This is a genomic window from Methylobacterium sp. WL6, assembly GCF_008040095.1.
GTDB lineage: Bacteria > Pseudomonadota > Alphaproteobacteria > Rhizobiales > Beijerinckiaceae > Methylobacterium.
The window spans coordinates 1-11,833 of the sequence record NZ_VRVH01000136.1 but is presented as its reverse complement, the minus strand read 5'-3'; the positions used below and the strand labels follow the sequence as shown (position 1 = coordinate 11,833).

At 71.2% G+C, this 11,833-nt stretch carries 11 protein-coding genes; 8 read left to right on the top strand and 3 right to left on the bottom strand.

The genetic code is table 11. The features are described from left to right. The first annotated feature begins 117 nt into the window (after positions 1 to 117). From FV230_RS17075 to FV230_RS17065, 3 genes are all read left to right on the top strand, one after another. On the top strand, positions 118 to 438 hold the full coding sequence (locus tag FV230_RS17075) for a hypothetical protein (RefSeq protein ID WP_147843247.1): 321 nt from the start codon (positions 118 to 120) through the stop codon (positions 436 to 438). Between the two features lie 43 nt (positions 439 to 481). Continuing rightward, on the top strand, positions 482 to 1,036 hold the full coding sequence (locus FV230_RS17070; RefSeq protein WP_147843246.1) for a Uma2 family endonuclease: 555 nt from the start codon (positions 482 to 484) through the stop codon (positions 1,034 to 1,036). Between the two features lie 67 nt (positions 1,037 to 1,103). Next, on the top strand, positions 1,104 to 2,117 hold the full coding sequence (locus FV230_RS17065) for an adenosine kinase (protein WP_147843245.1): 1,014 nt from the start codon (positions 1,104 to 1,106) through the stop codon (positions 2,115 to 2,117). 4 nt (positions 2,118 to 2,121) lie between these two features. Here FV230_RS17065 and FV230_RS17060 read toward each other — a convergent pair whose 3' ends face one another. From FV230_RS17060 to ubiG, 3 genes are read right to left on the bottom strand one after another with little or no spacing between them, the layout of a single operon-like run. Then, positions 2,122 to 3,096, bottom strand: coding sequence for an NADPH:quinone oxidoreductase family protein (locus FV230_RS17060; protein WP_147843244.1), 975 nt, complete (start codon positions 3,094 to 3,096; stop codon positions 2,122 to 2,124). A 49-nt stretch (positions 3,097 to 3,145) separates the two neighbouring features. Continuing rightward, positions 3,146 to 3,706, bottom strand: coding sequence for a YbhB/YbcL family Raf kinase inhibitor-like protein (locus FV230_RS17055; RefSeq protein ID WP_147843243.1), 561 nt, complete (start codon positions 3,704 to 3,706; stop codon positions 3,146 to 3,148). A 45-nt stretch (positions 3,707 to 3,751) separates the two neighbouring features. Then, positions 3,752 to 4,540: a bifunctional 2-polyprenyl-6-hydroxyphenol methylase/3-demethylubiquinol 3-O-methyltransferase UbiG gene (gene ubiG / locus FV230_RS17050; RefSeq protein WP_147843242.1), complete on the bottom strand. Its 789-nt coding sequence runs from the start codon at positions 4,538 to 4,540 to the stop codon at positions 3,752 to 3,754. Positions 4,541 to 4,820: 280 nt separating this feature from the next. Between ubiG and FV230_RS17045 the strand changes: the two genes are divergently transcribed. The 5 genes from FV230_RS17045 to FV230_RS17025 form a co-directional block, all read left to right on the top strand. Further along, complete coding sequence (locus tag FV230_RS17045) at positions 4,821 to 6,056, top strand: aspartate kinase (protein WP_147726316.1); 1,236 nt, start codon at positions 4,821 to 4,823, stop codon at positions 6,054 to 6,056. An 85-nt stretch (positions 6,057 to 6,141) separates the two neighbouring features. Beyond that, on the top strand, positions 6,142 to 8,406 hold the full coding sequence (ptsP, locus tag FV230_RS17040; protein WP_147843241.1) for a phosphoenolpyruvate--protein phosphotransferase: 2,265 nt from the start codon (positions 6,142 to 6,144) through the stop codon (positions 8,404 to 8,406). Positions 8,407 to 8,466: 60 nt separating this feature from the next. Beyond that, positions 8,467 to 9,552, top strand: a complete 1,086-nt coding sequence (gene prfA, locus FV230_RS17035; protein WP_147726318.1) for a peptide chain release factor 1 — start codon at positions 8,467 to 8,469, stop codon at positions 9,550 to 9,552. Between the two features lie 53 nt (positions 9,553 to 9,605). Next, positions 9,606 to 10,448 (top strand): peptide chain release factor N(5)-glutamine methyltransferase, encoded by an 843-nt coding sequence (gene prmC, locus FV230_RS17030; RefSeq protein WP_246694891.1) that lies wholly within the window; start codon positions 9,606 to 9,608, stop codon positions 10,446 to 10,448. Between the two features lie 442 nt (positions 10,449 to 10,890). After that, positions 10,891 to 11,833, top strand: a 943-nt coding sequence (locus tag FV230_RS17025; RefSeq protein ID WP_147843240.1) for a DUF4167 domain-containing protein, incomplete at its 3' end; no start/stop codon positions are given.

Genomic DNA, 11,833 nt, shown 5'->3' with positions numbered 1-11,833 from the left:
GCGTGCGGGCCGTCCGCAGCGCGTCCAGCCGGCCGCATAGGCGCCTTGCTCCCGCCGGCACGCTGACGCACAACCCGGCGCGGCCCCGCGGCGGGCCGAACGGAGCTCGACCTGTCCATGCGCGGTTTCCTGAGCCGATCCTCGCTCGTCCTCGCGCTGGTCTGCCCCGGCGCGGCGCTCGCCGCCTGCCCGCTGCCGGAGGCGCCGCCCGCCTCGGCCAAGCCGGAGAAGCCGGCCCTGCCGGCGAAACCCGCCTGCCTCGATGCCAAGGGCGGGTGCCCCGGCTGGGAGGCCTACAGCTACAACGACGCGATCAAGGCCTACAACCTGCAGCTCCAGGCGTTCCGGCCGATCGCGGAAGGCTACGTGCAGAAGCTCAATGCCTACGTGAAGGCGAGCGCCGATTACGCACAGTGCGAAGTGAAGTCGATGCAGTAGCGGCCGCCTTCGCGGCCCGATCGGGACATGTTACGCTCGCCGCATGAGCGTGAAGCCGACACCGCGCATGACCGTCGACGAGTTCCTGGCCTGGGGCGAGGGACGACCGGGGCGGCATGAGTTGCTCGACGGCGAGGTCTTCGCGATGTCGCCGGAACGGGTCCGGCATGCCGAGACGAAATTCGCCGCTCAACTCGCGTTGCGTGCTGTCATTCGGCGGGAAGGCTTGCCCTGCCAGGTGCTCCCGGACGGAATGACGATTCGGATCGAACGCACCACGGCTTTCGAGCCTGACGCCCTCGTCCGTTGCGGACCTCGTCTCGATCCAGACACGGTGGAAGTGACGGATCCGGTCATCGTGGTCGATGTCCTCTCGCCGAGCACGCGATCGATCGATACGGGCGCGAAATTCGCAGGCTACTTCGGCATCCCGAGCGTGATGCATTACCTCCTCATCGACACGGTCAAACGCCTCGCCGTCCACCATCATCGTCGCGCGGACGACGTCATCGAGACGCGTATCGTCTCGGACGGCGTGCTGACCTTCGATCCTCCCGGCATCACCGTCCCGCTCGCCGAACTCTACGACGACGCCTGAGCCGCCTCGCTTGACCCTGCCGGGCGCCGGTGCGAGAGCGCGAGCGAATTTCCGAAGGGACGCCCGCATGACCGCTCGCCTCGACCTCCTGGTGCTCGGCAACGCCATCGTCGACGTCATCGCCCGCACGGACGAGGGTTTCCTCGCCGACCAGGGCGTGCCGAAGGGCGCGATGGCGCTGATCGACGAGCCGCGTGCCGAGGCGCTGTTCTCTGCGATGGGCCCGGCGACGATCGTGTCGGGTGGGTCGGGCGCCAACACGGCGGTCGGCGCGGCGCTGCTCGGCGCCAAGACCGGCTTCGTTGGCAAGGTCCGCGACGACGAGCTCGGCGGCCTGTTCAGCCACGACCTGAAGGCGACCGGCGTCGCGTTCGACGTGCCGGTGGCGACCGACGGGCCGGCCACCGCCCGCTGCTTCGTCCTCGTGACGCCCGACGGCGAGCGCACGATGAACACCTATCTCGGCGCCTGCCAGGGCCTGTCGCCGGCCGACCTCGACGAGGCGACGGTCGCGAGCGCCCGCGTCGTCTACCTCGAGGGCTACCTTTGGGACCCGCCGGCCGCCAAGGACGCGTTCCGCAAGGCGGTGACGATCGCCCACGGCGCCGGCAACGCGGTGGCGCTGACCCTGTCGGACGCGTTCTGCGTCGGCCGCTACCGCGACGAGTTCCTCGGGCTGATCCGCGACGGCAGCGTCGACATCCTGTTCGCCAACATCGGCGAGTTGCAGAGCCTCTACCAGACCGACGACGCGGACGCGGCGCTGAAGGCGCTCCGCGACGAGCGCGACGCCCGCGGGCGGCACCTGCTCGGCCTCGTCACGCGCTCGTCCGAGGGCGCGATGGTGGTGAAGGGCGGCGAGATCCGCTCGGTCGAGGCCTCGCCGGTGCGCGATGTGGTCGACACCACCGGCGCGGGCGACCTCTTCGCCGCCGGCTTCCTGGCCGGTCACGCCCGCGGCCTCAACTACGTCACCTCGGCCCGCCTCGGCGCGCTCGCGGCGGCGGAGGTGATCCAACACATCGGCGCCCGGCCGCAGGGCGACCTCGTCGCGCTCGCCAAGGCGCAGGGGCTGATCTGAAGGATCAGGGCCGGAGCAGCACCTTGCCCACCGCCTCGCGCCGGCTGAGGATGCCGAGGGCCGCGGCGTAGTCCTCGAGGGGGTAGACGCCGTGCACCCGCGCGGTCAGCCGCCCCTCGGCGACCCATGCGAGCATCTGGCGCTGGTTCTCGCGGTGCACCTCCGGCTCGCGCTCGGTGAAGACACCCCAGTGGACGCCCATCACGTCGAGCTCCTTCAGCAGCATGATGTTGAGGGGCAGGCGGGGAATCTCGCCCGCAGCAAAGCCGACGACGAGGAAGCGGCCGCGCCAGGTCAGCGCACGGAAGGCCGGTTCCGAGAAGGCGTCGCCGACCGCGTCGTAGACCACGTCGACGCCCTTGCCCCCGGTCGCGTCCTTCAGGGCGTCGCGCAGGGTGGCCGGATCGTAGACGAGGCCCACCTCCGCCCCGTGCTGCCGGGCGATGGCGAGCTTGTCCTCCGAGGAGGCGCAGGCGATCACCCGCGCCCCGAGCAGCGCCCCAAGCTCGACCGCCGCGAGACCGACCCCGCCCGACGCCCCGAGCACCGCGAGCCATTCGCCGGGCCGGATCTTCGCGCGGTTGCGCAGGGCATGGAGGGACGTGCCGTAGGTGATCGTGAGGCCGGCAGCCTGCTCGTCGCTCACCCCGGCCGGAACCGGCGTCAGCATGCGTGCGGGCACCGCGAGCCGTTCGCGGCAGGTGCCGTGCTTGGCATGCACGATCACCCGATCGCCGACCCGCACGCCGTCCGCGCCCGGTCCCAGGGCCTCGACCACGCCGCAGGCCTCGCCCCCGGGCGAGAACGGCAGCTCGGGCTTCACCTGATAGCGCCCGGCGATGATCAGCGTGTCGAAGAAGTTGAGCGCGGCGACGGTGACCCGCACCAGGGCCTCGCCCGGGCCGGGGACGGGATCGGGCAGCGTCGCGATCGACAGGTCGTCCGGGCCGCCGAGCCGGGTGCACAGGAGAGCCTTCATCGCGCGCCTTCCGTTCGTTTCACCAGTTGCCCAAGGCCAGCCGATCGCCTCAGCGCCGCTCGTAGATTCCCGCCAGCGATCCCTTGGCCAGGACGTGGCCGCGCATCGCATCGACCAGGGCGCCGCGGCCCGGCGAGGCCGGCAGGTCGAGGAGGCGGTCGAGGGCGTAGACCTGGAACAGGTAGCGGTGCGGGCCGTGGCCGGTGGGCGGGTCGGGCGGAAGCCAGCCGTCCTTGAGGAAGCTGTTCTTGCCGAGATCGACGCGCGCGTTCGCGGAGGCCGCCCCCTCGGCCAGATCCGAAACGTCCGGCGCGAGGTTCCAGACGATGAGGTGCACCAGCGGCTGCGGCGTCGGGCTGCCGGCATCCTCGGCGAGGATCGCGACGCTCGCCGTACCCGCGGAAAGGCCGCTCCAGGCGAGCGGCGGCGACGTCCCGTCGCCATCCGCGGTGAAGCGGACCGGCATGCGGGCGCCGTCGGCGAAGGCCGGGCTCGTCAGCGCGATCGTCTCCGAGGCATCGGCGAAATCGGCGTGGAAGACGGTCTTCTCGAGGCCGGCCTTGAGGCCGGACAAGGCCTGACCGACCGCTGCGGGGATCTTCTCGAGCATCGGGGCTCCTTCGATTCTGACGCCGGTCGAACAGTGCCCTGCGTGCTAGGCCGGGCGCTCGGCCGCCAGCATGTAGTTCACCGCCGTATCGCGGCCCAGCCGCCAGCCGTCGGTGAGCGGATTGTAGACGACGCCCGTGGTGTCGGTGACCGACAGGCCGCCGCCGCCGAGCGCCGCCGACAGCTCGGACGGCGTCACGAACTTCTCCCAGTCGTGGGTGCCCTTGGGGAGCCAGCCGAGGATGTACTCGGCGCCGACGATGGCGAGCGCGAAGGAGCGCATCGTCCGGTTGAGCGTCGCGGCGAAGAGCAGGCCGCCGGGCTTCACCGCCGACGCCGCCGTGCGGACGAAGGCCGGCATGTCGGTCACGTGCTCGATCACCTCCATGATCAGCACCACGTCGAAGGTCTCGCCCGCGGCGACCACAGACTCGATGGTCTCGGCGCGATAGTCGACGGGCACGCCCTCGGCCTCCGCGTGGCGTCGCGCGGCGGCGATGTTCTGCGCCGCCGGGTCGAGGCCGGTGACGTCGGCGCCCAGGCGCGCGAGCGGCTCCGACAGCACGCCGCCGCCGCAGCCGACATCGACGATCGAGAGGCCCTGCAGCGCGAACGGCGTCTCGACCGACCGCCCGTGATGACGGCAGACCGCGTCGCGGATGTAGGCGAGGCGGACGGGGTTGAAGCGGTGCAGCACCCGCATCGGACCGCGCGGATCCCACCACGTCGCGGCGAGCGCATCGAACCGGGCGACCTCGCCGGGGTCGACGAAGCCGAGGCCCGCGCTGCTGCTCGCACCCGCCTCGATCCCGGCGGCGGTCTCGTCGATGGTCATCCGATCTCTTTCCATTCGGGGACGGCGCGCGCTCGGTGGTCGCAGTCCCGCGCCGACCGCGCACGGGCGACCGGCGGAGCGGGTGCGGCCGACCCTGCATTCCGGGTAAGTGGAGCTTGGCGGCGTGTTGACAGCCCCCGACCCCGCTTGTACCCGCCGGACGCCGGTCCGGTACAGCCGGCGGCGCGGCCGTTCGCGAATCGTTGGAGGCCGCCGAACACGCCCGGATATCTGAGCCCGGATCGGTCGTTCGACGAAGTTTGAGAAACGCGGACGCTGCATGCCCCGTCTGGTGATGAAATTCGGCGGCACCTCGGTCGCCAACGTCGAGCGCATCCGCAACGTGGCCGCCCACGTCGCCCGCGAGGTCGCGGCCGGCTACGAGGTCGCGGTCGTGGTCTCGGCGATGTCGGGCAAGACCAACGAGCTCGTCGGCTGGGTCAAGGACGCCGACCCCGAATACGAGGCCGCCGAGTACGATTCCGTGGTCGCCTCAGGCGAGCAGGTGACCTCGGGCCTCCTGGCGATCGCGCTGCGCAAGGCCGGGATCCCGGCCCGCTCCTGGCAGGGCTGGCAGGTGCCGATCCTGACGTCCGACGCGCACGGCTCGGCCCGCATCGAGGAGATCGACGGCACCCGGCTCGACGCAGGGTTCAAGCGCGGCGAGGTCGCGGTGATCGCCGGCTTCCAGGGCATCCATGCCGAGACCGGCCGGATCACGACGTTGGGCCGCGGCGGGTCGGATACCAGCGCGGTGGCCGTCGCCGCCGCCATCGGCGCCGAGCGCTGCGACATCTACACCGACGTGGACGGGGTCTACACCACCGACCCGCGCGTCGTGCCGAAGGCGCGGCGCATGGAGCGCGTCACCTTCGAGGAGATGCTGGAGATGGCCTCGCTCGGCGCCAAGGTGCTGCAGGTCCGCTCCGTCGAGCTCGCCATGGTGCACCGGGTGCCGACCACGGTCCGCTCCTCCTTCGATCCGCCGGACGCCGCGCGCCCCGGCACCCTCATCTGCGACGAGGACACAGACGTGGAACAGCAGATCATCACCGGGATCGCCTTCGCGCGGGACGAGGCGCAGATCACGCTTCGCCGCGTCAAGGACAGCCCCGGCGTCGCCGCCGCGATCTTCGGGCCGCTGGCCGACGCCAACATCAACGTCGACATGATCATCCAGACGGTGTCGGGCGACCAGTCGACCACCGACATGACCTTCACGGTGCCGGCCGCCGACTACGACCGGGCGCGCACGGTGCTCGACCGGGCGCACGACACGATCGGGTTCGCGCAGATCGAGGGCGCCACCGACGTGGTGAAGGTTTCGGCGATCGGCGTCGGGATGCGCAGCCATGCCGGCGTCGCGGCCAAGGCGTTCCGGGCGCTGGCCGACAAGGGCATCAACATCCGGGCGATCACCACCTCCGAGATCAAGTTCTCCGTCCTGATCGACGCGGCCTATACCGAGCTTGCCGTCCGCACGCTCCACTCGCTATACGGCCTGGATCAGGCCTGAGGCTTGCAGGCCCGTCCGACGGGTGCGACCTGAGATTGCCCGGCGCCGACACCCGGCGTCGCGCTGACAGGGGATTGACCAGACGATGCCCGCTGCGCCCGGAGGCCCGCGCCTGCTGCTGCGCCGCCTCCGCGAAGCCATGGCGGAGCCGGTCAGCCCCCAGGCGCGCCTGGACCGCATCGTCGTGGTCATCGCCGCCAACGTCATCGCCGAGGTGTGCTCGGTCTACGTCCTGCGCGACGACAACACGCTCGAGCTGTTCGCCACCGAGGGCCTGAACCGCGAGGCGGTCCACCTGACCCGGATGCGCGCCGACGAGGGCCTCGTCGGCCTGATCGCGCAGACGGCCGAGCCGCTGTCGCTTTCCGACGCGCAGACCCACCCGGCCTTCTCCTACCGCCCGGAGACGGGCGAGGAGGCGTATCACGCCTTCCTCGGCGTGCCGCTGCTCCGGGCCGGCAACACGCTCGGCGTGCTCACCGTCCAGAACAAGACGTACCGCGTCTATTCCGACGAGGAGATCGAGGCGCTCCAGACCACCGCGATGGTGCTCTCGGAGATGATCGCGTCTGGCGAGCTGCAGGGGCTTGCTCCCGACGCCGGCACCGCGGCGCGCCGCGCCGTCAACGCCCGCGGCGTCGTGCTCGCCGACGGCATCGGCCTCGGCCACGTGGTGCTGCACGAGCCGCGCATCGTCGTGAAGACGCTGATCGCCGAGAACGTCGAGGCCGAGATCGCCCGGCTTGAGGCCGCGATCGAGGCGGTGCGCTCGGCGATCGACGACCTGGTCGAGCGCGGCGACAAGATCGGCACCGGCGAATCGCGCGAGGTGCTGGAAACGGTCCGCATGTTCGCCCACGACAAGGGCTGGCTGCGCCGGATGCGCGAGGCGGTGGTCTCGGGCTTGACCGCGGAGGCGGCGGTCGAGCGCGTCCAATCGGACAACCGCGCGCGGATGATGCGCCAGAGCGACCCGTACCTGCGCGATCGCCTGCACGACCTCGACGACCTCGCCAACCGCCTGCTGCGCCGCTTGACCGGGCAGGAGGGCGCGGGCTCGGGCGCCTACCTGCCCGACAACGCGATCCTGGTCGCCCGCTCGATGGGCCCGGCGGCGCTGCTCGACTACGACCCGTCGCGCCTGCGCGGCGTCGTGCTGGAGGAGGGCGGCCCGACGAGCCACATCGCGATCGTCGCGCGGGCGCTCGGCATCCCTGCCGTCGGCGAGGTCGAGAACGCGACGGCGCTGTGCGATTCGGGCGACGCGATCATCGTCGACGGCGTCTCCGGCGAGGTCCAGGTCCGCCCGGGGCCGGAGATCGAGGCGGCCTATGCCGAGATGGTGCGCCTGCGCGCCAAGCGGCAGGAGCAGTACCGGGCGCTGCGCGACGTCCCCGCGACCACCCGTGACGGCATCCGCATCGGCCTGCACCTCAATGCCGGCCTGCTCGTCGACCTCGGCCACCTCAACGAGACGGGCGCGGAGGGCATCGGCCTGTTCCGCACCGAGCTGCAGTTCATGGTGGCGCAGCGGATGCCCTCGGCGGCCGAGCAGCAGGCGCTGTACGAGGCGGTGTTCGCCGCCACCGGCGATCGGCCGGTGACGATCCGGACGCTCGACATCGGCGGCGACAAGATCCTGCCGTACATGCCCAAGCTCGAGGAGGAGAACCCGGCGCTGGGCTGGCGCGCGATCCGGATCGGCCTCGACCGGCCGGCGCTGCTGCGGGTGCAGCTGCGCGCGCTGCTGAGGGCGGCGGCCGGGCGGCCGCTCAAGATCATGTTCCCGATGGTGGCCACGGTCGACGAGTTCGTCCGGGCCAAGGCGATCGTCGATCGCGAGAAGGCGCATCTGCGCCGCCACGGCCATCCGCTGCCGAGCGATTGCCGCCTCGGCGCGATGGTCGAGGTGCCCTCGCTCTTGTTCCAGATCGACGAGATCGCCCAAGTAGCCGACTTCCTGTCGGTCGGCTCGAACGACCTGATGCAGTTCCTGTTTGCGGTCGACCGCGAGAACCGCCGCGTCGCGGACCGGTTCGATCCGCTCTGCGCTGCGGCGATCCGCGCCTTCCGGTTGATCGCCGAGCGCGCAGACGCGGCCGGATGCCCGGTGACGGTGTGCGGCGAGATCGGCGGACGGCCGCTCGAAGCGATGGCGCTGATCGGCATGGGCTTCCGCGACCTCTCGATGTCGCCCGCCTCGATCGGCCCGATCAAGGCGATGGTGCTGAGCCTCGACGCGCGGGCGATCGCCGACGTGATCGACGCCGAGATGGCCCGCGCCCATGACGGCGCCTCGATCCGCCCGGCGCTCGCCGCCTTCGCCAAGGCCCACGGCATCCCGGTCTGACCCCGCCCAGCGTGAAAACCGGGCTCGTTTCCGTCAGCGTCCCAGAGTAGACCCCGGTCGATGATCCCCTTTCCCCCCGACCGCCTCGACGCCATCCTCGTGCGCCACGACATCGTCACCGGCACCCTCGCCGCCGGCGATGCGAGCTCGGAGAGCATCGTCCAGCTCTCCCGCGAGCTGTCGGATCTCGATCCCGTCGTCGCCGGAATCCACGCCTATCGCGCCGCGGCCGCCAACCTGGCCGAGGTCGAGGCGCTGATCGACGAGCCCGGCGGCGACCCCGAGATGCGTGCGCTCGCCGCCGCCGAGAAGCCCGACGCCGAGGACGCGCTGATCAAGGCGCACCGCGACCTGCAGCTGATGCTGCTGCCCAAGGACGCGGCCGACGAGAAGAGCGCGATCCTCGAAATCCGCGCCGGCACCGGTGGCGACGAAGCCGCGCTGTTCGCCGGCGACCTGTTCCGGATGTACGCCAAGTACGCCGACACCAAGGGCTGGAAGGTCGAGGTCATCTCCGAGAGCGAGGGCACCGTCGGCGGCTATCGCGAGGTCGTGGCGGAGGTGAAGGGCCGCGGCGTGTTCGCCCGCCTGAAGTTCGAGAGCGGCGCCCACCGGGTCCAGCGCGTGCCTGACACCGAGGCGCAGGGGCGGATCCACACCTCCGCCGCCACCGTCGCGGTCCTGCCCGAGGCCGAGGAGGTCGACATCGTCGTCAACGACGCCGACCTGAAGATCGACACCATGCGCTCGCAGGGGGCCGGCGGCCAGCACGTCAACAAGACCGAATCGGCGATCCGCATCACCCACCTGCCGTCGGGGATCGTGATCTTCGTTCAGGAGGAGCGCTCCCAGCACAAGAACCGCGCCCGCGCGATGTCGCTGCTGCGGGCCAAGCTCTACGATGCGGAGCGCTCGGCCAAGGATGCGGTCCGCGCCGCCGACCGCAAGTCGCAGGTCGGCACCGGCGACCGCTCGGAGCGCATCCGAACCTACAACTTCCCGCAGGGCCGGGTGACCGACCACCGCATCAACCTCACCCTGTACAAGCTGGAGGAGATGCTCGCCGGCACCGCCCTCGACGAGCTGGTCGACGCGCTCGTGACGGAGCATCAGGCCGAGCTGCTCGCCGCCGAAGGCATGGCGTGAGCGGACGGGCCGACGCGCGCATCGTCCGCCCGGATCATACGCGCAGCCTTGCCCTGCGGCGCCTCGCCGAATGTTTCGCCGCGGAAGGCATACCCGAGGGCGATGCCCGCTTCCTGATGCTCGGCGTGCTCGATCTCCGCGCCGTCGACCTCGCGCTGCACGGCGGCCGAGCCCTCGGGTCGGAGGGCGCGGACAGGTTGGAGGCCGCCGCGCGCCGGCGCGTTGCCGGAGAACCGGTGGCCCGCATCCTCGGAACGTGGGAGTTCTGGGGCCTGCCGTTCCGGCTGTCCCCGGAAACGCTGGTGCCGCGGCCCGACACCGAAACGTTGGTCGACGCCACGCTGGAAACGGTTTCGGACCCGGCGGCCCCCCTCCGCATCCTCGACCTCGGCACCGGCAGCGGCTGCATCCTGGTCGCGCTGCTGAGCGCGCTGCCGAACGCGACCGGCATCGGCCTCGATCGCTCCTGGAATGCCCTGCGCACGGCGCGCGCGAACGCGCTCGACAACGGCGTCGCCGATCGCACCCTGTTCGTCGCCGGCGATTGGTGCAAGGCGCTCGTCGGCCGGTTCGACCGGGTGGTCTCGAACCCGCCCTACATCGCCAGCGCCGTGATCGCCGGCCTCGATCGCGAGGTGCGCGAGCACGATCCGATGACCGCGCTCGACGGCGGCGGCGACGGGCTTGCGGCCTATCGACGGATCGTCGATGCGACGGCAGGCGGGTTGCTCGCGCCGGGCGGCTCGCTCCACCTCGAGATCGGCTACGATCAGGCGGACGCCGTGACGGAGCTGGGCCGGAAGGCGGGCCTTCGACCGAGCGGCATCACGCGCGATCTCGCCGGGCATACGCGGGTCGCGTCGTTCGTCGGTCGGCCCGACAAGGCGCCCGCATAGGGGATTTATGGCACCGATCACGCAAAATTCGCCGGAATCCCCATCAACTTCGCGCTGGATCCCCCGTCTCGACTTGCGGTTCGCGGACGATCCGTTAAGACGGAAAGCCGTAGGTTCGGTATAGCGCATCCTTTGCGGGGTGGCGGCCGATCGCTCCACCGTCGATCAGACGCAGGCTCGGGTTCGAGCAGCGGCGCGGCGGTTTTCGAACCTGACAATCGACGGGCGTCTTGGACGCAAGCGTAGGCCCCGAGGGATCGGGACAGACGGCTGGTAGGCGAGCGGGTCGTGGATCAATTCCGATGATCCGTCCGCGGGCGCCGGCGAGGACCCGCACTGCGGCGCCTCGGGAGCCCGGCCCCCAGCCTTCCCCCCGACCAGACGCGCCTTTCGCAGTAACGAGGGTCATCTGAGACCGATGAGACCAAACCAGAACCGACGGGTGCGCGGCCGGAACCGGCCGAAGGGCCCGAACCCGCTGACCCGGTCCTACGAATCCAACGGACCCGACGTCAAAGTCCGCGGCACCGCCCAGCACATCGCCGACAAGTACGCTCAGCTCGCGCGGGACGCGCAGGCGGCGGGCGACCCGGTGGCGGCGGAGAACTACTTCCAGCACGGCGAGCACTATTTCCGGATCATCTCCGGCGCGCAGGAGCAGGGCCGCCCGCAGGCCGGCGCCGGCTACGCCTCGCGGTCGTACGACGACGACATGGAGGACGGCGACGACGAGCAGGGCGGCGAGGCCAACGGCCAGGGCTATGCCGGCTACGCGCCTGAATACGGCGATCCGGGCCAACAGCCGCAGCCCTACGACAACCGCGGCGAGGGCGGTCAGCAGGACGGGCGCCAGGATCGCGGCCAGGATCGCAACCAGCAGGACAGGTTCGGCCAGAACCAGAACCGCGGCGACCGCCAGGAGCGCCGCGACCGGTTCCAGAACAACCGCAACGACCGGCCGCGCTTCGACAACGGCGCCCGCTTCGACAACCAGCGTCCCGACGGCAACCGCCAGGACGGCGGCCGGCAGGATCAGGGCCGCCAGGAGCACGGCCAGCGCGCCGATTACGATCGCCAGGACGCGCCCCGGCAGACCTTCAACCGCCAGGACAGCGGGCGGCAGGAGTATCCGCGCCAAGACAATCGGCAGGAGAACCGCGCCGAGTTCAACCGTCGCGATCAGCCGCGGGACGAGTTTCCGCGCCAGGACCTTTCGCGCCAGGATCCGACTCGTCAGGATCCGTCTCGTCAGGAGCAGCCGCGCGCCGAAGCGCCCCGCGAGAACCGTTACGAGAACGGACGCACAGAGCAGCCGCGCCGCGAGCCGCGCCAGGAGGCCCGGACCGAGATGCCGGCCCGCGCCGAGGCGCCGGTGCGTGCGGAAG

Coding starts and splice junctions, on each gene's coding strand:
- prfA (WP_147726318.1), top strand. CDS start 8,467: ATGATCCCCTTTCCCCCCGACCGCCTCGACGCCATCCTCGTGCGCCAC.
- FV230_RS17065 (WP_147843245.1), top strand. CDS start 1,104: ATGACCGCTCGCCTCGACCTCCTGGTGCTCGGCAACGCCATCGTCGAC.
- FV230_RS17060 (WP_147843244.1), bottom strand. CDS start 3,096: ATGAAGGCTCTCCTGTGCACCCGGCTCGGCGGCCCGGACGACCTGTCG.
- ubiG (WP_147843242.1), bottom strand. CDS start 4,540: ATGACCATCGACGAGACCGCCGCCGGGATCGAGGCGGGTGCGAGCAGC.
- FV230_RS17070 (WP_147843246.1), top strand. CDS start 482: ATGAGCGTGAAGCCGACACCGCGCATGACCGTCGACGAGTTCCTGGCC.
- FV230_RS17055 (WP_147843243.1), bottom strand. CDS start 3,706: ATGCTCGAGAAGATCCCCGCAGCGGTCGGTCAGGCCTTGTCCGGCCTC.
- FV230_RS17045 (WP_147726316.1), top strand. CDS start 4,821: ATGCCCCGTCTGGTGATGAAATTCGGCGGCACCTCGGTCGCCAACGTC.
- ptsP (WP_147843241.1), top strand. CDS start 6,142: ATGCCCGCTGCGCCCGGAGGCCCGCGCCTGCTGCTGCGCCGCCTCCGC.
- FV230_RS17075 (WP_147843247.1), top strand. CDS start 118: ATGCGCGGTTTCCTGAGCCGATCCTCGCTCGTCCTCGCGCTGGTCTGC.